Source organism: Butyrivibrio proteoclasticus, assembly GCF_900115735.1.
GTDB classification, from domain to species: Bacteria; Bacillota; Clostridia; order Lachnospirales; family Lachnospiraceae; genus Butyrivibrio; species Butyrivibrio proteoclasticus_B.
Map to the genome: position 1 here is coordinate 52,353 of NZ_FOXO01000011.1, position 23,363 is coordinate 75,715.

A 23,363-nucleotide genomic window follows, 5' to 3' on the forward strand; every position below is an offset into this window, starting at 1 on the left:
CATTTTTTGAATCGTACTTGATGAGGCGCTTTGCGTGAGCATAGTGTGAATGAAGGTGGTAACACGGATTATTTCGTCCTTCGCAACAAAATATGTTGCGAAGGATTTTTTTGAGCAGAGCACTTGCTGAAGTTTTTTTGAAGCTAGTGCGAGCCATGGGTGAACACTTAACGAGGTCTTTTCGAGTTTAGTGAGAATCCCAATATTTCTTTGCAACGACAATCATTTGGAGGTGCATTATGCAGATTTATGAGGAACTAAAGGCAAGAGGACTGATTGCGCAGGTTACAGATGAAGAGCATATCAGAGACCTTGTAAACAATGGTAAGGCAACATTTTATATTGGTTTTGACTGTACAGCAGATTCACTTACAGCAGGTCATTTCATGGCACTTACTCTTATGAAGAGACTTCAGGAAGCTGGAAATAAGCCAATCGCTCTAATCGGTGGCGGTACCACAATGATCGGTGACCCATCAGGAAGAACTGATATGAGAAAGATGCTTACAAGAGAAGATATTGATCACAATGCTGCATGCTTTAAGCGTCAGATGGAGAAATTCATTGATTTCTCAGATGGAAAGGCTTTAATGGTAAACAATGCTGACTGGCTCATGAACCTTAACTATATTGAGCTCTTAAGAGAGGTTGGTGCTTGTTTTTCTGTTAACAACATGCTTCGTGCAGAGTGTTATAAGCAGCGTATGGAAAAAGGGCTCAGTTTCCTTGAATTTAACTACATGATCATGCAGTCATACGATTTCTATTACATGTTCCAGAAATACAACTGTAATCTGGAATTTGGTGGAGACGATCAGTGGAGCAATATGCTTGGCGGTACAGAGCTTATTCGCAGAAAGCTTGGTCAGGATGCTCATGCTATGACAATCACTCTATTAACTGATTCTCAGGGCAAAAAGATGGGTAAGACAGCCGGAAACGCTGTATGGCTTGATCCTAACAAGACATCACCGTTTGATTTCTATCAGTACTGGAGAAACGTTGATGATGCTGATGTTGATAAGTGCATCAAGATGCTCACATTTATTCCTATCGAAGAGATCCTTGAAATGGAGAAGTGGGATCCTAGCAGAGTCAATGAGAAGAAAGAAATCCTTGCATTTGAGCTTACAGCACTTGTACATGGAAAAGAAGAAGCTCAGAAAGCGCAGGATGGAGCAAGAGCTCTTTTCGCAGGCGGCGGAGATGCTGCAAATGTTCCTGCTACAAGTCTAAAGGAAGAGGATTTCAGAGATGGAAACATCGATGTCCTTCAGGTTCTTGTTTCTGCAGGCCTTTGTGCTACAAGAAGTGAAGCTAGACGTGCTGTTGAGCAGGGCGGTGTAACTGTAGCAGATGAGAAGGTTACAGATGTAAAGGCAACTTATGACAAGGCATTCTTTGCAGATGGAGTTATGGTAAGAAAAGGAAAGAAATCATTTAAGAAGGTTTCATTCTAAAATAAATTAACAAAAAGCCGTAGTATTAAAAACTACGGCTTTTTTAGGAGAGGTAAAAAAATGGGGTATGAAAATTTAAGACCAGATGAGATTGAGTCAGCAGGAAGGTTTGACTCTTTTGATGATGGCAAAGTAATGTTTGGAAAACAAAAAAATAAGCTTCCGGCAATGGGGTGGAACAGCTGGAATGCATTTGGAAGTGGCAACACAGAGGCTCTTACTAAAATAATGGCTGATAAGTTTATAGAACTTGGCCTTGATAAACTTGGCTATAAATACATTATTTTGGATGATGGATGTTATAAGACGGAAAGAGTTGAAGATAAGCTTTCCAATGAAGATGTCAAGTTCCCAAGTGGATTTAAGGCTCTTTCTGATTATATACATGAAAGAGGCCTTAAATTCGGAATGTACAATGACATAGGAACCAATCTTTGCGCAGGCGCACAGGTTGGAACCTGCGGGCACGAAGCCATGGATGCCGCAAACTATATTGAGTGGGGTGTTGATTTCTTAAAGGTTGATAACTGCTATTATCCTTTTGATAATGCAACTTTCTCAAATGCTGAAAATGCAAGATATACCTTTGCTCCAAATATAAGAGCAGTTAAGGTTTGCGCTAGTGATGGCTCTTTTGAAAAGATATACTCTGCTGTTAAAGATGGTGTAATTGTAGGAAGAAGGGCAGAAAAGGTAAATGATGATGGCTATGTTACAAAAATAGGAACTTTCGATGGGACAGGACCAGATGCTACACCGGTAGGACTTCAGAGCAGTGAACTTGTTTTTAATGTCGATGTTCCAAGCGATGGAGAATATTCTATTTTCGTACAATATGCAACCGGAAAAGAGGAAGGCGTTGGAGAGTGGCTTCAGATAATGGTCGAAGGAGAAATGATATTTGACGGCTTCCTTAAAGAAACAGAAAGTCCTGCTTCTTTTGTCTGGTCAACATCACCTTCTGATGAAAAAAGCGGTTTTGTATGCAGGTTACATAAGGGCATAAACAAAGTCAGAATAATGAACCATAGAAGGCAGGAGAATACGCTTAATTCATATGGTCGCTTGTTAAAAGAACTTAAGAGACTATCACCTGATAAGGATATCTATTATTCAGCCTGTGAGTGGGGAAAGACTCAGCCTCAGAATTGGGGCAAAAAAGTCTGTGATTCCTGGAGAATCTTAAATGATATCACTTTTAGAGTTGGAAGTGATGGAGATCCGGGACATGGTGACTGGACTTCTGATTATACAACTGGTGTAGCTGTGCAGTACAATAAGGCAGTTATCATGGATGAGTTTGCTGGTCTTTCAAAAGGATGGAATGATCCTGATATGCTTATGATCGGCATGGATGGTCTTAATGAAATCCAGTGCAAGACACATATGGCTATGTGGTGCATGATGAACTCTCCACTGATGCTTGGCCTTGATCTAAGAAGAGTAAGTAAAGGAGACTGGATCTATAAAATTATCTCCAATGAAAAACTTATTTCTTTAAATCAGGATACGCTTGGAATTCAGGCAAAGAGAGTTTATTCAAGCATTGCAGTGGGAGATCCTTCAAAAGAGTACATAAGGGACAATGACAGAGTTGATATTCTTGTTAAGCCTCTTTCTGGAGAAAGATTTGCAATTAGCTTTATAAATGTAAGCGAAAAAGATAAGGAAGAGACATTTAAGATAACTTTAAAAGATATACTTAAGGCCTTTGCAGATAATGAAAAGAGCGTTTATTTGAAGGCATTTGAAAATGCAAAGAAATTGGAAGCTCTTGATGTTTACACTGATGATACATTTACAATTTTGGATGGATGTATTGAAGTATCAAACCTTAAGGCTTTTGATAATATAACTTTTATTGTTTCGCTTTCTGATGAGAAGTAATTATGAATTGTAAGGACTTTACAAATAAACTTATAGATTTATATCAGAATAAAAATAACCAGGAGCTTTCTTATGAGGCTCTTGGTCCATTTTTATGCGAAATTATTGATAGCAGTGCAGACATATATAAAATGCCTCTTCGAAGAAATACCATGGCCAGAGTGCTCCATGAGTTTTATAAGAATGTCCTGAAAGTAAAGGATCTTGACTGGAGAGATGCAGGGAAGTTTCCTGATATTTATGATTGTAAGCTTTGTGCTAATCCACTTGCACAGTGTTATGTAAGAGGCCTCATAAAACCCAGAAAAGAAGGCAATGTACTAATTCTGGGAGCAAATGATATCGTTACAAATGAAGAAATTATATATATTTTTTCTCTGATTTAGAAAATATTTTGCCGCATATTTTTTTCCTTCGTATAAATATTTGTAATCATAAATATGACCTTTTGGAGGAAAAAATTATGAAGAAAATCGGATTGTTAATGGCAGGTGTTGTTTTAGCAGTATCTCTTACAGCTTGTGCTAGTGAATCAACATCAACAACAAGCTTTAATGTAACAACAACTACAGAAGATGGCACAACGGAATACAATTATTCATCTGAATTTGCAAATGGTGAATTTTCATCAACAGAAGATTATACAGAATACAACAATGATATTAACTGCAACATAGTAGATGGCGTTGCTTATATATCTGCTCCATATAGAACAGACCTTTGGTGTGAAGAAATCGTTTATGTAGATGATGTAGAGATCTGTGATACAGATGCTGAAGATGGTGTTTATTATGCATCAAATTCTCCACTTATTCAGGATGGAGCTACAAAGATATTTGTTGCTCAATATGATGAAGAGAACAATGATGCTTTTGCATATGCAGTGTTTACTTTATCAGTAAAAGATGGACAGTTTGCAACTGTTGATGAAGCATATATGGTTGACAGCATTGACGATGTGCTTTGATTAAAAACATAAATAAGTGTAAAAAAGGTCCAAATCAGTGTAACTGATTGGATCTTTTTTTGAAATAATAGTCTGTATGAGTTGACAAATGAGGGAAGGGGTTTTATATTAATCATATGAACAATTATTCATATGTTCATTGAAATTAAAATCAATTCATTTTTATGGATATTCGAAAGGAGGCGTTTTGTGGCAGTTACAGATGTAGAGTGCTGTGAAGAACACCATGTACATATTCAGGTTACTAATAAAGCTAAAAGAAAAATGCCAGACGAGGATGAATTATATGATCTGGCTGAGCTTTTTAAGGTGTTTGGTGATTCAACCAGAATAAAGATATTGTTTGCTTTGTTTGAAGAAGAAATGTGTGTTTGCGATATCGCAGATACTCTTAATATGACACAGTCTGCTATATCTCATCAGCTTAGGATTCTTAAACAGAGTAAGCTTGTTGGTAATAGGCGTGAAGGTAAGTCGGTTATATATTTCCTTGCCGATGATCATGTGAGAACAATTATCGATCAGGGACTTAATCATATTGAGGAATGATCGAAAATAATAAGCCAGATGGCGAAAGGGGTTAAATTATGAAGAAAACATATAAATGTGAAGTTGATTGCGCAAACTGTGCAGCAAAGATGGAAGATGCTATCAAAAAGATTGATGGAGTTGTAAATGCAAGAGTTAATTTTATGACTCAGAAACTTATGCTTGAAGCTGCAGATGATATATATGAAAAGGTCCTTGATGAGGCAGTAAAAGCATGCAAAAAGGTTGAGCCTGATTGTGAGATTGAGATTGCATGACATCTTGAACTAAATTCCAGAAATCCGCATATACTGCGGATTTCGTGAGAATATGAGTGAAGAGTCAACCAAGCCTCATCGACGAAGTCGATTTAAATTGGCTTGGTTGATGCATTCTTGAATTGTTGATTCAAGAATGCATAAGAACATAAAGGAGTCATAGCAATATGGCTCCATTTTTTTTAATAAGAGTTTTTCTTTAGAAATGGCAGGTAGTGATTATGACAAAAAAGCAAAAGAAGACAAGAAACAGAATACTGATAGTGCTTGCACTTTTTATTATATTGCTTATTGCTGATAAGACAGGACTTTTGGATAACATTCCTGAAATCATCATATTTTTTGTTTATCTGATTCCATATATAATCATCGGATATGATGTTATCAGAAAAGCCTTTATAAATATCAGTCATGGCCAGGTTTTTGATGAGAATTTCCTTATGATGATAGCAACATTTGGTGCATTTGGAATCAGAGAGTATTCAGAAGCTTTGGCAGTTATGCTCTTTTACCAGGTAGGTGAGCTTTTCCAGAGTGTTGCTGTTGGAAAATCAAGACAGTCTATCTCAGATATGATGAGCATTGCACCTGACTATGCTGTGATCGTCAGGGAAGATGGACAGACTGATGAAGTTGATCCGGAAGAAGTTAGTGTTGGAGATACACTACTTATAAAGGCAGGTGAAAAGATTCCTGTTGATGCTATTGTCCTTGAAGGTGAATCCTTTATTGATACGGCTGCACTTACCGGCGAATCAGTTCCAAGGAAAGTTGTTAAGGGTGACGAGATCATAAGCGGCTGTGTTAACGGCGAGGGAGTACTTAAAGTTCAGGCAACAAAGGTTTACGAAGACTCAACAGTTGCCAAAATCTTAGAGCTTGTTGAGAACGCAAGTAATAAAAAGTCCAGAATGGAGAACTTTATTACAAGGTTTGCACGTTACTATACACCTGTAGTTACGATAGGTGCAGTAATTCTTGCGATACTTCCTCCAATCCTTGGCCAGATGGCTTTTTCAGACAGCATAAGAAGAGCCTGTGTATTCCTTATTGTTTCATGTCCATGTGCTCTTGTTATTTCTGTTCCTCTTGGATTTTTTGGAGGAATTGGTGCAGCTTCTAAGATCGGCGTTCTTGTTAAGGGAAGCAATTTCCTTGAAGCTGCTTCACTTATTGACAGAGTCGTTTTTGATAAGACAGGAACTCTGACACTTGGAGAATTCAAGGTTGCAAGCGTTAATCCCTTTAACGGAGTAACAGAGGATGAGCTTTTAAAGATTGCCGCTATCGGAGAGAGCATTTCCAATCATCCAATCGCCAAGTCAATCATTGCCGCATATAAAGAGAAATTCTCAGGTGCTACAGTTGACGCATCAAATGCCAATGCAAAAGAAATTGCGGGACATGGAATATCAGCTGTTTATGAGGGAAAAGAACTTCTTCTTGGAAATGCAGGGCTTTTAGAAGAAAACAATATCCCGTTTATGGCCCCCAATGAGTATGGAACTGTTGTATACGCATCTCTAGGAGGAGAGTTTATTGGTTCTATAGTAATATCTGATGTTATAAAGCCTGAGGCAAAAGAAGCGATACTGGCCATGAAGAAGGTCGGAGTTAAGAAGACGATAATGCTGACCGGAGACAGAAAATATACCGCTGATTATGTTGCTGCACAGGTTGGAATTGATGAGATACATTCAGAGCTATTACCTGCTGACAAGGTCGACAGGGTTGAAAAAATGCTTGATGAAGCGGATAATAAAAGTAATTTAGCCTTCGTTGGAGATGGTATCAATGACGCTCCGGTTCTGATGAGAGCAGATGTAGGAATTGCAATGGGCTCTCTTGGAAGTGATGCGGCAATTGAAGCAGCTGATATTGTTATTATGGATGATGATATCCGCAAGATTTCATCAGTAATAAAAATTGCACGTAAGACCATCAGAATTGTAAAAGAAAACATTGTTTTTGCTTTGTTTGTTAAAGTATTGATACTTATCCTTGGAGCCCTTGGAATTGCTTCTATGTGGCTGGCTGTTTTTGGAGATGTAGGTGTTGCAGTACTTGCAATCCTCAACTCTATGAGGGCTATGAAAATAGATAAGTGAGGTAATTAAATATATGGCGAGAGCAGGACTTGACGTTGGAGAACTTCTAGTGAAGCTGATGACCAGGGAAACCGGGGAAATCAGTAAGGTTGATTACGCTCCTCAAAAACCGGAATTTATTACTAATCCGGTTTTGGGTGAACAGTTCCTTGTAAGAAAAACACCAGAATCTCAAGGTTTGAGTTCTGCTTTTTTTACGGAACTTATAAGATTTTTATCTGAGAACAAAGAGTGCAATATGCATAAGCTCATGTTCGTAAGGCACGGCTTTGTTGTGGTAGAATGTGCCTTTGAGCCGTACGAGATGGATATCTGGCATGTTTCATATTCCATGTGCAAGAGTATTGTTGGAATGGCGATAGGTCTTTTGGTTGAAGATGGAAAGCTAAGTACTGACGATAAACTCAATGATATATTCAGCACAAGGATGGGACCTCTTGGATTCCTTAAAAAGAATGTAACTGTAGAAAATCTCCTTAATATGTCCAGCGGAGTTGAATTTAATGAGGCCGGTTCTATTAGTGGCAATGACTGGAGAAAAGAGTTTTTGAACTCTGGGTTTAAATTCGAGCCAGGAACTTCTTTTGAATACAATAGCATGAATACCTACATGCTGTCGGCTATCGTAACCGAGATTACAGGTAAATCTCTTTTTGAATTCTGTAAGGAAAGAATATTTGAACCAATGGGCATAAAGAGAGTGTATTGGGAAAGCTGTCCTCAAAGCATAACAAAAGGCGGCTGGGGACTTTTTATGCGTACTGAAGATATGGCAAAACTCGGAGTTATGTATCTTCAAAAGGGCAGGTGGAATGGACAGCAGATAATCCCTGAAAAGTGGGTTGAAAGGTCAACAGCCTGGCAGATTGAAACAGGCAAAGATGACAATGAGCACTATGGCTATCAACTTTGGATAAATGATGACAGGCCAGGTTCTTATGCCTTTAATGGAATGCTTGGACAAAATGTGTTTGTATATCCTGATCTTGATATGGTTGTTGTGACCAATGCCGGAAACAGCGATGTTTTCCAGACAAGTCTCATGGCTGTCAGCATTAGAAATCATATGAAAGAACTTACGGAAGTTTATGATAAACCTCTGCCGGAAGACTTTGCGGCATTATCAGAACTTAAGGCAATTTGCAAATCAGTCAGCGGAAGAACGGTAGATTTTCCGCAAATCTTAAATGGTGGTTACAAGAGAAAAAGTATCGCTATGACCAAGGGCCGCCCTCAAAAAACTGAAGTTATGGTGAATTCAAAGAGGGGAGCATTTAAAAAATCTCTTTATTCATATAACAATGTCAGCGAAAATATTTTAATAGACAGATGGCTCTCAAAGCTTGATGGGAAAACATATGATCTTGATATTAAAGGTATTGGACTGTTTCCTTTGATGATGCAGATAGTTCACAACAATTTTACTGATGGTATTCATAAGATTGGTTTCAGGAAGGGATACAACAATTCTTTTTATATTGAAGTTTATGAGGGTGAAACCATATTTAGCTTAAGGTGCGGATTTGGTGGTCGCAGATATAAAAGTGTAATTAATATGCATGGTGAGAAGTATATCGTATCTCTTTCTTCTGCATGTAAAAGAGATGAATATAACAGGCTGGTTCTTAGGAATGAGATCTATTTTCTTGAGGAAGCCTGCACCAGAGTTATGAATATTTACTTTGAAGATGATGCTGTGGACAGAGTAGATAGGAAAGGAACCTTTATACATCCATCAGTTCCGGGCTCTATTGAGATAAGATTTCATGAGATTCCGGGCACGGATATGCTTATGACAACCCTTGATAATCTGGCTCCTGATACACTTGGCGGAATGACAGGTATGATCTACAGCAGATTTTTAAAGGGCGGAATGAAGGGAATCCTCAACGAGGCAATAAAGACAACAATGCAGCCCGTTGTTAAGGGGACTTTGTGCAGCTTTTTACCTGATACCGAATAAAGGCTTAATATGCTATACTTTATCTGATGTTTGAAAAAGAAAGTAAGAGGTGACAAAACTATGAGTTATGAAAAATTATTAGCTTGCAAAGAAGCTGTTAGAAAGAAGACAGATTTTGTTCCGGATGTAGCACTTGTACTTGGCTCTGGACTTGGCGGATTTGCAGATAATATAAAGATTGAGACAGAGATTGAATATAAAGATATTCCGGGATTCCCTGTTTCTACAGTTCCTGGCCATGCAGGAAAGTTTATTTTTGGCTATCTTGGAGATGTTAAGATCGTATGCATGAAGGGACGTGTGCATTTTTATGAGGGATACGACGTTCATGATGTTGTTCTTCCCGCAAGACTTATGGGACTACTTGGAGCAAAAATACTATTCCTTACAAATGCTGCAGGAGGTCTTGGAGAAGGTTTTAATGCAGGTGATCTGATGCTTATTACAGACCATGTTTCTATGTTTGCTCCTAATCCGCTTATCGGACCTAATCTTGATGAGCTCGGAGCAAGATTCCCTGATATGTCTGAAGTTTACAAAAAGGACCTTCAGGATATCATCAGAAATACAGCAAAAGAAAATGGCATAGAGCTTAAAGAGGGCGTATATTGTCAGCTTACAGGTCCTTCATATGAATCACCTGCAGAGATCAGACTTCTTCAGAAGCTTGGAGTATCGGCAGTTGGTATGAGTACTGTCAATGAAGCAATCGCAGCTAATCATATGGGACTTAAGGTGTGCGGAGTATCCTGCATAAGTAATCTGGCTGCAGGTCTTTCAGAGAATCCTCTTTCGCACAAGGAAGTTCAGGAAGCAGCTGACAAGGCAGCTCCTTTATTTACAAAATTAGTTACAGAATCAATCAGGAAATTCAAGTAATATAAAGGAAAAACTTACATCTATGGAGAGCATAATTTTTTTATCTGTCCTTGTAGGCATATCTTTGATCGCTTATCTGCTAGGACTTAGAGACAGTAAAAGAGCTGAAAAAACTCTATTAACCAGATTAAAAAAGAACTTTGGAGAAGCACCAAAACGAAACTACAAACAAGATGACCTTGATCATTTGCAGGGGTATTTTAAAAATCATAAATCAGATTATCAGATTGATGATACAACCTGGAATGACCTTAATATGGATGGTGTATTTGCCAGGATGAATTACTGCCTTAGCGCTACAGGAGAGGAGTACCTTTATCATATGTTAAGGACACCCCTTCTTGATGATGATTTTGATTCTTTGGAAAAAAAGGTTTCTTTTTTACAGAAAAATGAAGATGCAAGGATCAGCCTTCAGCTTATTTTTTCTAAGATTGGCAGAAACATAAGGTATTCAATTTATGATTACATTGATTATCTCAAAGATGCCGGTAAATTCAGCAATAGAGAGCATTATTTGATGCTTGTTATGATGGCGCTCTCTATATGTGTCTGTTTTTTCAATTTTTCTATTGGATTTGTAGCTTTTGTTGTACTTGTAGTTATAAATCTACTTAGATATTTTGCCGTAAAGGGTGATATTGAGCCATATCTTGCTTCATACAGGTATATTCTAAGGGTCATCAGATCTGTTTCGTTTTTTGAAAAGGTGAATATTCCGGAACTTGAAGATGACATTTCAGCGCTCAAAAAAGCGGCTTCAGGATTAAAGGGCTTTTCAAAAGGCTCATATATTCTTATGTCTCAGAGCAGGATGAATTCAGGCGGCAACCCGGCCGAGCTTATTCTTGATTATATCAGGATCGCTACACATATTGATCTTATTAAGTTCAATCAGATGTACAAAGAGATAAACCTTCACAGAGATGATCTTGATACGATCCTTACTATTACAGGCAGGATCGAGGCATACATATCAATTGCCTGCTTTAGGGAGTCATTTAATGGTAGTTTTTGCATTCCTGCATTTGAAGGTGATCTCTTTGATGCAAAAGAGCTGATCCATCCGCTCATTCAAAATGCTGTAGCCAATGATATAACCACCAAGGAAGGAATACTTATTACGGGATCAAATGCTTCCGGTAAGTCCACATTCCTTAAAACCTGCGCTATAAACACTGTTTTGGCGCAGTCCATACATACAGTTCTTGGAAAAGAGTATAAGGCTCCTCTTTTTGAAGTTTATTCATCTATGGCGCTTAATGACAACATTTTTGAGGGCGACAGCTACTATATTGTAGAGATAAAATCGATCAAGAGAATTCTTGATGCTGCAGCAAAGTCCGGTAATAGAGTGCTTTGCTTTGTAGATGAGGTACTCAGGGGAACTAATACAATTGAAAGAATTGCAGCGTCAACTGAGATTCTGAAAACTTTTGTAAAAAGAAATGTGACCTGCTTTGCAGCTACTCATGATATAGAGCTTACATCTTTATTGAAGGACAGCCTTGGCATTTATCATTTTGAGGGCAATGTAACTGACAATGATGTCCATTTTGATTACAAGATGAAATCAGGACCTGCCACAAACAGAAATGCCATTAAACTCCTTGGAGTTTTGGGCTACGATGAGGCAATCGTTGATAATGCACAGGCTCTTGCTGATAAGTTTTTAGCTACAGGAAACTGGAACTGATTTTATTTTTTTGAATTTAGAGGTAATGAATTGAAAGTTGAATTATATTCAGATGGGTCTGCCAGGGGAAACCCGGATGGACCCGGAGGATTTGGAACAATACTAAGGTACGTAGATACCAAAGGCGCTATCCATGTAAAAGAGCTCAGCGCCGGATTTGACAAGACCACAAATAATCGAATGGAACTTTTGGGCGTAATATCAGGGCTTGAATGCCTTAACAGACCCTGTGATGTAGTTGTTACTTCGGATTCACAGTACGTACTTAAGCCATTTACTGATCATTGGCTTGATAACTGGATTAAAAAAGGCTGGAAAACTTCCGGCAATAAACCGGTTAAAAATGTGGAACTATGGAAGAGACTTCTAGAGGCAACAAAGCCTCACAATATAACCTGGAACTGGGTTAAAGGGCATAACGGACATCCGGAGAATGAGAGATGTGATGAGCTTGCAACCACAGCTGCAGACCAGCCCAAAGAGCTTTTGAGGCATGATGATGGTGGTGATCTTAGATGATTTACTATATTGCAGATTGCCATTTTTTTCATGCTACTCTCAATACCAAGATGGACAAGCGTGGCTTCGCAGATGTAACCGAAATGAATGAATACATGATAAAAAAATGGAATGACAAGGTTACAAATGCGGACACTGTTGTTATTTTAGGTGATTTGTCACTTGGAAATGTTCAGGAGACCAATGAACTTATTCACAGACTAAAAGGAAAGCTTTGCCTTATTGTTGGGAACCATGATAAATATATCGGAAAACCTGACTTTGACTTGGGGAGATTTGAATGGATAGATAATTACAAAGAGATTACAGATTCTCAAAAGAAAGTTATCTGCTGCCATTATCCAATACCATTTTATGAAGGACAATACAGAAAGCGTCATAATGGGGATACTAAGACGTATATGTTGTATGGCCATGTGCATGAGACGAGAGATGAAATGCTCATGCAGAGGATCATAGAGATGATCAGAAATACATCTTATTTTCCTATTGGGAGTGAAACAGAAGGGTTCATTCCCTGTAACATGATCAATTGTTTTTGCAAAAGATCCGATTACACACCACTAACTTTGACGGAATGGATCAGGTATGAAAAAGGGGAAAAATAAATTTAACTGTATAATAGCATCTTTAGCTTTAGTGTTCAGTCTTACAGGTTGTCTGCCGGGATATAATTCCGCAGATGTTTTGATAGTTGATGCAAAAGCTTGGGTAAATGGAGCAAGTTATCTTATTACCCATGAGGCATTTGCATTTCTCTACGATATTGACCATATTTCGATTTTTAATTTTTTATCAAAGAACCCTCTGCTTAATGTTTGCAGAGGGAAGTACTTTTATAAGTTTAAATCTCACAACTTATATGTAAATAATAATGATGGAAAAGTATATACAGATGAGCTCTTGCCTTACGCAAACAGCTGTTTTGAAGATCTGTTTAGAAATAGTCTTGAGCTGTCTGACTCTGAAAAGCTTGTCGTAGACTATGATCCAAACTATGAAATTCAGACTACAAGCTATATTAGAAATAATGGCTCTTTTTCAAAGAAATACTCAGGTAGTACAGATTATTATGTGAAAGCTTTTCCTGCTGAATATACCAAGGCAAATGTAGATAACTATATCTATTCGGAATACCCCTATTGTGGAGATATTGATGAATGCCACATCATTACTGATAAATCTTGTGAAAACCTTCAGGAGATAATCTCCCTAAAGGAATATGCAACGAATTTTAAAGACAGTGAGAGTTTAATGATCTATTGTCCTGATGGATATATGGAAGTGAATGTTATAGGCTTCGGTGATGATGGGGACATGGATATTTCTGCAGAAATATATAAAAAGGAATCAATTGTTTTTGATGATAAGGTGAAAATTGAGTTTTTTAATGAGTTTTCTCAGCATTATTCCTATGTTCGATCAGCTGACGATTATGAGCTTATGGAATCTGATTACTATTCGGCTAATAGAGATTTCAGAGTGATCTTTTCGAGTACTGATCCGGAACAGATATGTTCCATACATGTAAACGGTGATGAACCCTATGATATATATCTGGCCAATGCGCCCTACAGAAGGGTGCAAATAAAGAAGGCTTTAACAAATGAAGCTGTTTACTCTGAAAAATGTGCGACAAAAAAGTATGATGATAACTGGACAAAGCTGGTAACTTCTTCGCTAAGAGAGAAGGAAATTCATGAAGAGGGCCACCTGCAATCCAAAATGGATACAATGTTTTCCAATGATGGAGGATATACTTTAGAATTATATAAATAATGATTTTGAATTTAGAAGATTATAAATAAAGAGTCGCTCGCGACTCTTCGCGCACGAGCGGTATTGCGAAGCAATTAATTTCATTGCCGCGAGGTGCGCATCCTTAGCGGAGCGTTTTTTTATATCATAGGAAAGCAATTTCCTATGATATTAAAAAAGTCCACGCACCAAAAGCCGGTGTGTGGACTTTTTCTTTTTGAATGCAAATTTTTATTTTAAATGATTACTCGCCAAATACTGCAAGGTAGTCTTTCTGGAACTTCTCGATTCCTGCATCTGTAAGAGGATGATGAGTCATCTGCTCGATAACCTTGTAAGGAACTGTAGCGATATCAGCACCGGCAAGAGCACAGTCTGTTACGTGCATTGGATTACGGATAGAAGCAGCGATGATCTCTGTCTGAATGTTGTGGATGTTGAAAATCTCTGCAACTTCTGAAATAAGGTCTGTTCCACGAACGCTGATGTCATCAAGTCTTCCGAGGAATGGGCTTACGAATGCAGCGCCTGCTCTTGCACAAAGAAGTGCCTGGTTAGCAGTAAAGATAAGTGTCATGTTTACTTTAATTCCTTCACTTGAAAGAACCTTACATGCCTTAAGTCCTTCAACAGTCATAGGAATTTTAACAACCATGTTCTTGTGAAGCTTTGCAATTTCTCTGCCTTCTGCAATCATGCCTTCAGCATCTGTAGTTGTTGCCTTTACTTCTCCGCTAATAGGTCCGTCAACAATAGAAGCAATCTCTTTTACAACTTCATATACATCACGACCTTCTTTTGCTATGAGTGATGGGTTGGTTGTAACTCCGCAGATAACCCCCATGTCATTAGCTTTTTTGATTTCCTCAATGTTTGCTGTGTCAATAAAGAATTTCATACCTGTAACTCCTTTTATAAATAAATAGTTTCCGCATATGTAAAATAGTTTAGCACTTTTTGAGCATTATTTATGGCTTTTTATTGCTCAATTTCTATCATTTTGTGCTTAAGCGTCTTTTTTACGTGTTTGATGCAATTGTTTGAATTCTTAGATAATGCTTATTTTTTATATTGTGTACGATACATCGAATCCTTTCACACAATCTACACAAATCAAACACTATTTTTTCAATAAAAGTTTCCATAATACTAGTAATGAGTAGTATACAATTTAATTCATTTTAATTATGTACAATTTTTTAAAGGGGACTGTGTTAATGAAAAGTAGATTCGTAAAGGCATGTTTATGCCTTATTTTAAGTTTTAGTTTTAGTTTATTTGGTAGTAGTATCGTTACTTATGCAGAGGAAACTAATGAAATTTTTGATATTGAGAATATAGATGAGGAGAAATCTTCAAATGAAGAGAAATCTTCAAATGAGGAGAAATCTTCAAACGAGGAGAAATCTTCAAATGAGGAGAAATCTTCAAATGAGGAGAAATCTTCAAATGAGGTTCACGATATAGAAGAGATTGATAACGAAGAGTCTGATGACGAATCCAATGATAAGTCACAAGATATAATTCTGGATGATGATCAGGAAGTTGAAACTGAAGAAGCTGTAGATGATTCTGAGGGCAATGACTTTTTTGATGAAGTTAAGATTGATGATGTTAATGTATCTATAAAAGCAAATGATGGTGTTATTCCAAGCGGGGCATCACTATTGGTCACAGCTGATGATAACGAAGAGGCGGCTAAAAGTATTGTTCTTACACAGTTATCAGAGGGCGTAAGTATTTCATATGCCAAGATATTTGATATAAGTATAAAAAGTGGTGAAGACAGCAATTTTCAGCCAAATGGTGAAGTGAAAGTATATTTGGATTGCGATGATATAGAACAGGTCCTTTCCGATGAAACAAAAGAAATAAAGGTTTTCTATGTTACGGACAATTTTGATGGTGCAAAGCCTGTTGAATCCGGTATTGAAGATGGCAAGCTTTACTTTTCTCCAATGCATTTTTCTAAATATGTACTTGTTGTATTAAATAAAACTGAAAGTACTTCAAATGACGTAAATACAGGTAATGGCGATCAAGATGAGGAAAAAATTGCCATTTCTGATTTTGTTGAATCTATTAAAGTTTATGCTGATGGCCAGGAATTATCCAATGATCAGGTGGTTTCATTAAATGATACAACGTTTAGAGTTGAATACAAATTAAAGAGCAAAATTGGTGTAAATTTCCCTGACGATGAAAAATATGAAGACATTCCATATGTGAATACTGGTGATGTGTTTGTTATTCCAAAGATTGATTCTTTCTTTTCATTGACTACAGATAGTATTCCTGAAATTGTATCTAATGGAGAAAGTTTCGCAACTTTAAATGTAGAGGATGATGGGATTCACCTTACTGTTATAGATGATAACGAAGAAAGATTTATTACAGATGCTACTTTTGGATATGCATTCAGATTTAATTCATCTAATGAGGAGATAAAAGATAAAGGAACAATTAACATAGTAATTGGTGATGTGACATATTCAGTTCTAATAGCTGAGAATCAGCCCAAAGCGCCTAAAATAACAAAAACAGGTGTTTATAACGAAAATGATGAACTTATTCACTGGACTGTAAACATTACAAATGATTCCAATCCAATTCAGTATGAAAACGGATATAGTTTAGTTGATATATTTGATGATAAGCAGGAATATATTGTCGGGTCTTTTGAGATAAATGATGTAAATTCGGACGAAGTTGTATTCGATTCAGAGAATAATAAGTTAAGCTACTCAATAGATAACTCTTCTGCAAATGTGGCTGGCAGAAATATTAAAGTTTCATACAACACAAAGCCCTCTTTGGATTTTTTGGAGACTTCATTTAAGAATAATAAAAGTGGTGAGAACAGTGTTACATTTACAAATAAAGCTTCACTATATGATGGAGAAAAAGAAATTGTATCCTGTGATCCTGCTTCAGTTAAAATAAATAAGAATTTTGTAACATGGGTTACAAAGGACAAAACAACAATTAATGCTGATGGTACAGCAGATTGGAAAGTAACTGTAAATACTAATGGTTACGTACTTAAAAAGCTTACTCTATATGATAAATTCAATACAGATGATAAGACATCGATGAAGCTTGTTGAGGGCAGTCTTAAGATTGATGGAAATAATGCTGATGCAAGTTTATTTTCAAGTGGAGATACTTCCTATGATTTTAGTTATTGCTTAGGAAATACAACTTCTGCAAAAACAGAATACGTTATTACATATAGAACACAAATAGAAAACTTTGATGATTTCCAAAAAGGAAATCATACTATTCCCAGCAATAAAGTATGGCTATCCTATGAAACAACTGATGGCCAAAATGTCGAAATGATAGTTCGCCCCACTGCAGTAATTGATGGAATCAGTGCAAATGCAGGAATTGATAAAGTATACACAAGTTATGATGCCGCAAATCATCTGATTACCTGGACTGTGACTGCTAATAAAAATAAGCAGTTATTAAATGATCCTCATATTATTGAGACACCTGGCGAAGGCCTTGAGCTTGTTGAAATAAAAAACATTATTTTAACAGATGCTGAGGATCGTACTGAGAAAATTGATGATATATCACTTGATGATCAGGAAGATTATGATTTTAAGCTTGCCAGTCTTAGCGGCAAAACGGTTACTTTTGATGTAGTTACAAGGATTACAGATAAAACATTTTGGTCCAATAACTCAAAAAGATTTTTTAATAACAGTGTTGTTCTTAAAGGTAATGTAAGTGGAAACGATGAAGTGATTGCTGCGGATTCTGCGACTAAGGAACTAACCAGTACAGTTATTGAAAAAGAGGCAAGACCTTATAATTACATAGATCATACAATCGATTACACTATAAGTGTCAATCATAACAATATGGAAATGAAAGACACAGTTATTACTGATGATCTTGGAACAAATGGCCTTGAACTTGTCGAAGGAACTGTAAAGCTTGGAGGCGAAAGCATTTCATCAAATGGATCTGACGGCAACAGTTATACATATAACAATGGAACATTAGTGGTGAATCTTTCAGATATGGATGCTGATAATTCGCTGTCAGGTGCAAGAGCTGTGCTCACTTTTACTGCAAAGGTAACTGATGATAAGTTAAAATCCATTGAAAATAGTGTTGATGAAACTCTGGGATTGACTAATAAGAAATTTAAGGTTAATAATACAGCAAATATAACTTTTGATAATAACACATCAGGGCAGAATGTCTCTTGTGAGACTGATATAAATCACATCGTTCTTGTCAAGGAAGGTTCATTTGATAAAACTACAGGTGTGGCTAGTTATAGAGTTTCTTATAATGGTTCTGCATTGGAAATTCCTGTAGGAACCACAATTCAGGATACACTTGGTGCTAGTTTTGTACTTGATAAAAAATCTGTTAAAGTTTATGAAGCTACAGTCGAGTCCTCTGATGGTAAACTTAATGAAACCGATAAGGAAATTGATACGGATACAGCAGTAATCAGCTTTGAAAAGACCGAAGATGATGGTAAAAGTCATGATGTCATGAAGGTTACGTTCAAAAAGCAAATTAGTGTACCAATTATAATAAAATATAATGCAGCAGTTGAGTATCCGGAATACAACGATATTACTAATTCTGTTAGTGTCTATAGCGATACTGAGAGAACAACATCAGTTGCTAAAAAAACTATTTCATTAACAGGCTATTCTTCAGCTGGTGGATCTAGCCTTGTGAAAATTGTTGTGACAAAAGTTGATGAGGAAGACAGTTCTGTACTTTTACAGGGAGCAACATTTGTAGTTAGTAAAAATGGTAATGGTAGTGACCCTATAGATACAATTACAACCAATAAGAAGGGTATTGCAAAATGTCTTAGTGGTCTTACTGATGGTGAAACCTATTATCTTATTGAGACTGTAGCGCCTGAAGGTTATGTACTATCAAGTGTGCCTTACAAAGTAACTATTACAAACAGAGTTGGAAATGTAAAAATTGCAAATAAAAAGATTACTACAAGTGTTTATGTAGAGCTTCAAGACACATTTGGTGAAAAACTAAATGGTGGTTCTCTTGTATTAAGAAGAGCTGAAGATAACAAAATAATTGAATTAAACGGTGATAAAGGTGAAGTTAACTATAATACTGAATATATAGTTAGCGAAGAAAAAACACCTTATGGATATAATACGGCTGAGGATGTTTCATTTAAGATTGTAAAAGAAGATGAAAAAGACGTTATTTATATTAAACAGGATAGTGAGTTTAAAAAGATTACTGATGATAAGGTGATTCTGCAAAATTCCAAAAAAGAGAATGTTGAAGTTACGATCAATCTTGTATCCGATAGCCATAATGAGAATCTTACTGATGCAGAGTTTGTGGTTTCAATAAATGAAGATGGTCATGATCCTATATATGAATGGACAACAACGGGAATTGATAAAAAGTTAGAGTTGACACCTGGAACGTATTATTTGGTGCAGACGAAAGTTCCTGAGGGCTTTATTACATCATCAAAGTACAAGATTGAAGTATCTGATGGAAATAAAATATCTATATCTAAGAAAAATACTGAAACAGGTACTTATTCAGACTTGGTGGAAGATGACACGATTAGTGTAGTCAATGAAGTTGACGTATCAAAAACGAAAGTTGTAACATTTGTGAACAAAGATACAGAAGGAGTTCTTTTAAAAGGATCATCGCTTACTGTTTCTGAAGATACAGATGAATCAAAGACATTTAAGTGTGTGGTAGCAACTGAGGTTGAGCCCAATGTTGACGAGAAAGATAAAGTTTCACTTAACTATCAAACAGCTTATACAGTTGAACAATATGTTACGCCTGAAGGATATATTACTTCTGATCCTGTAAAGTTTAAAATTAGTAATGATGGAAGTGTTTTAAAACTAGTCGATGGTGTATATAAGCCAGATAATTCATCATCTGAAGTGTTGATTGTAAATGATAAGATTGTCGATGATGATGAAAATGAAGATAAGCCATCTGATATACCACAGTTTGGAAATGTTCCAAAGCCTGGTGATAAAGAACAGACTATAACACCTCCTGGGGATAAAGGTGATAAAGAACAGACTGAAACAAAGCCTGACAATACTGGCGATAAGGATAAGACTGAAATAAAGCCGGAAAATCCGGGCGATAAGGATAAGACTGAAATAAAGCCAGAGAATCCGGGCGATAAGAGTAAGACTGAAATTAAGCCAAAGAATCCGGGCGATAAGGATAAGACTGAAATAAAGCCAGAGAATCCGGGCGATAAGAGTAAGACTGAAATAAAGCCAGAGAATCCGGGCGATAAGAGTAAGACTGAAATTAAGCCAAAGAATCCGGGCGATAAGGATAAGACTGAAATAAAGCCAGAAAATCCGGGCGATAAGGGTAAGACTGAAATAAAGCCAGAGAATCCGGGCGATAAGGGTAAGACTGAAATTAAGCTAGAGAATCCGGGCGATAAGGATAAGACTGAAATTAAGCCAGAGAATCCGGGCGATAAGAGTAAGACTGAAACAAAGCCAGAGAATCCTGAAGATAAGAGTAAGATTGAACTAAAGCAAGAAAATCCGGGCGATAAGAGCAAAACTGAAATAAAGCCGGAGAATCCAGCTGACAAGGTTCAGATATCATTAATACCTGAAAATGGTAAGCCTGTAATGGATAGTGCTTCAGTTGAAAAAAATGAATTGACATCTATATTTGAGCCATTTGGTAATGATCATCAAGAGGATTCAAAAGATGAAACAGATGATGAAGAACAGAATAGTGAAAAATCTGAAAGTAATAATACATTAGTAATTGTTTCATCTCAAAAGGATTCTTCAGAGCAGGTTGTAGAGAAGAACAATGATATTTCAGATGGTGGCGAAACAAATACGTCTCAGGGTGATGTTAATAATGCGAAAAGACTTGCTAAAACAGGTGGATTTATTGGTACATTATTTGGTTATGCATTTGGTATTGCCTTCCTTATTGGTGGTTTGTACTTGATGTTTGGTAAGAGAAATGAGAAAAAATAATATTAGAAAACTGTCAGGGATTGCCCTGACAGTTTTTGGAATCATAATGATATCTGCTTCAATTGCCACTAATATTTATCAATACACTAAAAAGCAGGAGATTATAGCAACTTTTGATAATACTGTGAGTCATGAAGATATTCTTTCACCAATTCAAAGTAATCAGGATATTGATGAACAAGATAATAGTGATATTTCAGAATTCTCAGCAGACTATATTTTAGAGATACCATGTATAGATTCTTTGGAACCGGTTGTAGAGGGCACGGATAGAAGTGCCTTGTCTGCAGCTCTTGGACATGAAGAATCAACTGTTTTACCCGGTGAAGTCGGTAATTGCGTAATTGCAGGCCATAGAAATTATACTTTTGGTAAATATTTTAATAGATTAAATGAAGTTGAGATTGGCGATATGATATATATTCATACGCCTACAGACGAATACAGCTATCAAGTATCTGAAATAAAAACGGTAAGACCTGAAGATGTTGATATTCTTGAAAATACTGAGAACGAAATATTGACACTCTATACATGTACTCCAATCTATATTGCAACACATAGATTAGTTGTAGTGGCAGAAAGAGTCTATAACTAAAAAAGAAAAATAAAAGTTCCAATCGAAGTGAAATTGCACGATTGGAACTTTTTTGTTATATTTATTGACTTGTACGATTTAAAGCGTTAAAGTATTAAAAGAACATATCAAACTGATTGGGAGGTTTCTATGATTATTAAAGTATTGTTGCTTGTGGTGTTTTTTGCAGTGATGCTCTTTATTGGTTTTACCTGCAGGAAAAATTCGACAGATGTTAATGGATTTGTCCTTGGTGGAAGATCTGTTGGTCCATGGGTGTCTGCTTTTGCCTATGGAACAAGTTATTTTTCTGCTGTAATTTTTGTTGGTTATGCAGGACAGTTTGGATGGAAGTACGGAATAGCTGCTACTTGGGTAGGAATTGGAAATGCTATAATAGGATCGCTTATGGCATGGTCAGTTCTTGGCAGGAGAACAAGGATCATGACACAGCATCTTAATTCTGCTACAATGCCGCAGTTCTTTGCTTCCAGATTTGGAGGATCATCACTGAAAATTGCTGCATCTGTGATCACATTTATTTTTCTTATTCCATATACAGCATCTTTATACAATGGCCTTTCAAGACTCTTTGGAATGGCATTTAATATCGACTACTCTGTTTGCGTTGTAGTTATGGCAGTTCTTACCGGAATATATGTAATTGCAGGTGGTTATATGGCTACAGCCATCAACGATTTTATCCAGGGAATTATTATGCTCTTTGGAATATCAGCAGTAGTTATTTCTGTTCTTAACAGTCAGGGCGGATTTCTTGCATCACTTGACGGACTTGCAAGGATCTCTGATGAGTCTGTAAGTATAACTCCAGGTATTTTTGCTTCCTTCTTTGGACCGGATCCTTTGAACCTTCTCGGAGTCGTTATCCTGACATCTCTTGGAACCTGGGGACTTCCACAGATGGTACAAAAATTCTATGCAATAAAGAGCGAGAGAGCAATCTCTAAAGGAACTATAGTTTCTACATTCTTTGCCTTCGTTGTTGCTGGTGGATGCTATTTCCTTGGCGGTTTCGGAAGACTTTTTTCAGACAGGATAGATATTGCTGCAAATGGATATGACAGCGTGGTACCTGCAATGTTATCAGGACTTCCGGATATTCTTATTGCAGTTGTAGTAGTGCTTGTTTTATCAGCTTCTATGTCCACACTTTCATCACTTGTTCTTACAAGTAGTTCAACGCTTACTCTTGACCTTTTAAAGGGCCATATTATCAAAAAGATGGATGAAAAGAAGCAGATTCTCATAATGAGATGCCTTATTGTTGTGTTTGTAGCTGTTTCAGTTATTATAGCAATTATTCAGTACAAACAAAATGTGACTTTTATAGCTCAGCTTATGGGAGTTTCATGGGGAGCCCTTGCAGGAGCCTTTCTTGCACCTTTTTTATATGGACTTTACTGGAAGGGGACTTCTAAAGCCGGAGTGTGGTGTAGTTTTATCTTTTCAACTGTTGTAATGCTTGCAAATATGCTTGTAAGACCAAGTTTTCCAAATCTTTTACAGTCTCCTATAAATGCCGGATCTTTTTGTATGATAGCAGGACTTGTAATAGTTCCTCTGGTTTCTTTATTTACTAAAAAGCCTGATAAAGCCTTGGTTGATAGCGCCTTTGCATGCTACAATAAGGAAGTTATGGTTCATCAGAGTACATCACTTTCTGATGAAGAAAACATAGCTTAAAACTTATTTAGGAGATTTACTTT

Annotated in this window: 17 protein-coding genes and 1 other annotated feature (1 of these 18 only partly in view); of the genes, 16 read left to right on the top strand and 1 reads right to left on the bottom strand. The window is 36.8% G+C overall.

Annotated features, from left to right (window positions below; all coding sequences use genetic code 11):
• Nucleotides 1–84: a binding site (T-box leader), on the top strand; it begins 180 nt to the left of the window's first position.
• Between the two features lie 155 nt (nucleotides 85–239).
• The 13 genes from tyrS to BM146_RS08605 all read left to right on the top strand — a co-directional run bounded on the left by tyrS (nucleotide 240) and on the right by BM146_RS08605 (nucleotide 14,064).
• On the top strand, nucleotides 240–1,460 hold the full coding sequence (gene tyrS / locus BM146_RS08545; RefSeq protein WP_074887296.1) for a tyrosine--tRNA ligase: 1,221 nt from the start codon (nucleotides 240–242) through the stop codon (nucleotides 1,458–1,460).
• 60 nt (nucleotides 1,461–1,520) lie between these two features.
• Nucleotides 1,521–3,347, top strand: a complete 1,827-nt coding sequence (locus BM146_RS08550) for a glycoside hydrolase family 27 protein (RefSeq protein ID WP_074887299.1) — start codon at nucleotides 1,521–1,523, stop codon at nucleotides 3,345–3,347.
• A gap of 2 nt (nucleotides 3,348–3,349) precedes the next feature.
• Nucleotides 3,350–3,733 carry a hypothetical protein gene (locus BM146_RS08555; protein ID WP_074887302.1) on the top strand — a complete coding sequence of 128 codons (384 nt, stop codon included), beginning with the start codon at nucleotides 3,350–3,352 and terminating at the stop codon, nucleotides 3,731–3,733.
• A 77-nt stretch (nucleotides 3,734–3,810) separates the two neighbouring features.
• Nucleotides 3,811–4,314 carry a hypothetical protein gene (locus BM146_RS08560; protein WP_074887305.1) on the top strand — a complete coding sequence of 168 codons (504 nt, stop codon included), beginning with the start codon at nucleotides 3,811–3,813 and terminating at the stop codon, nucleotides 4,312–4,314.
• Nucleotides 4,315–4,503: 189 nt separating this feature from the next.
• Nucleotides 4,504–4,863 carry an ArsR/SmtB family transcription factor gene (locus tag BM146_RS08565; RefSeq protein WP_074887307.1) on the top strand — a complete coding sequence of 120 codons (360 nt, stop codon included), beginning with the start codon at nucleotides 4,504–4,506 and terminating at the stop codon, nucleotides 4,861–4,863.
• A 38-nt stretch (nucleotides 4,864–4,901) separates the two neighbouring features.
• The gene (locus BM146_RS08570) at nucleotides 4,902–5,120 is read left to right on the top strand and encodes a cation transporter (protein WP_074887310.1); all 219 of its coding nucleotides are present in this window, start codon (nucleotides 4,902–4,904) and stop codon (nucleotides 5,118–5,120) included.
• A 221-nt stretch (nucleotides 5,121–5,341) separates the two neighbouring features.
• A complete protein-coding gene (locus tag BM146_RS08575; protein WP_074887313.1) occupies nucleotides 5,342–7,228 on the top strand; it encodes a heavy metal translocating P-type ATPase in 1,887 nt (628 codons plus the stop codon).
• 13 nt (nucleotides 7,229–7,241) lie between these two features.
• Nucleotides 7,242–9,191: a serine hydrolase domain-containing protein gene (locus tag BM146_RS08580; protein ID WP_074887317.1), complete on the top strand. Its 1,950-nt coding sequence runs from the start codon at nucleotides 7,242–7,244 to the stop codon at nucleotides 9,189–9,191.
• 60 nt (nucleotides 9,192–9,251) lie between these two features.
• Entirely contained in the window at nucleotides 9,252–10,070 is an 819-nt protein-coding gene (locus BM146_RS08585; protein ID WP_074887320.1) for a purine-nucleoside phosphorylase, read from the top strand.
• Nucleotides 10,071–10,092: 22 nt separating this feature from the next.
• The gene (locus BM146_RS08590; RefSeq protein WP_074887325.1) at nucleotides 10,093–11,766 is read left to right on the top strand and encodes a MutS-related protein; all 1,674 of its coding nucleotides are present in this window, start codon (nucleotides 10,093–10,095) and stop codon (nucleotides 11,764–11,766) included.
• 30 nt (nucleotides 11,767–11,796) lie between these two features.
• Nucleotides 11,797–12,285, top strand: a complete 489-nt coding sequence (gene rnhA, locus BM146_RS08595; protein WP_074887328.1) for a ribonuclease HI — start codon at nucleotides 11,797–11,799, stop codon at nucleotides 12,283–12,285.
• Nucleotides 12,282–12,893 (top strand): metallophosphoesterase, encoded by a 612-nt coding sequence (locus BM146_RS08600; RefSeq protein ID WP_074887331.1) that lies wholly within the window; start codon nucleotides 12,282–12,284, stop codon nucleotides 12,891–12,893. The genes rnhA and BM146_RS08600 overlap by 4 nt, the downstream gene beginning before the upstream one ends.
• The gene (locus BM146_RS08605) at nucleotides 12,874–14,064 is read left to right on the top strand and encodes a hypothetical protein (protein ID WP_074887334.1); all 1,191 of its coding nucleotides are present in this window, start codon (nucleotides 12,874–12,876) and stop codon (nucleotides 14,062–14,064) included. Before BM146_RS08600 ends, BM146_RS08605 begins: the two co-directional genes overlap by 20 nt.
• 223 nt (nucleotides 14,065–14,287) lie before the next feature.
• Here BM146_RS08605 and fsa read toward each other — a convergent pair whose 3' ends face one another.
• Nucleotides 14,288–14,941 (bottom strand): fructose-6-phosphate aldolase, encoded by a 654-nt coding sequence (gene fsa / locus BM146_RS08610; protein WP_074887338.1) that lies wholly within the window; start codon nucleotides 14,939–14,941, stop codon nucleotides 14,288–14,290.
• A 319-nt stretch (nucleotides 14,942–15,260) separates the two neighbouring features.
• On the opposite strand from fsa, the gene BM146_RS08615 reads away from it, so the two are divergent.
• From BM146_RS08615 to BM146_RS08625, 3 genes are all read left to right on the top strand, one after another.
• On the top strand, nucleotides 15,261–21,059 hold the full coding sequence (locus tag BM146_RS08615; RefSeq protein WP_074887341.1) for a SpaA isopeptide-forming pilin-related protein: 5,799 nt from the start codon (nucleotides 15,261–15,263) through the stop codon (nucleotides 21,057–21,059).
• Nucleotides 21,046–21,657: a sortase gene (locus BM146_RS08620; RefSeq protein ID WP_074887344.1), complete on the top strand. Its 612-nt coding sequence runs from the start codon at nucleotides 21,046–21,048 to the stop codon at nucleotides 21,655–21,657. The genes BM146_RS08615 and BM146_RS08620 overlap by 14 nt, the downstream gene beginning before the upstream one ends.
• Nucleotides 21,658–21,786: 129 nt before the next feature.
• Nucleotides 21,787–23,340, top strand: coding sequence for a sodium:solute symporter family protein (locus BM146_RS08625; protein WP_074887349.1), 1,554 nt, complete (start codon nucleotides 21,787–21,789; stop codon nucleotides 23,338–23,340).
• Nucleotides 23,341–23,363: the final 23 nt, after the last annotated feature.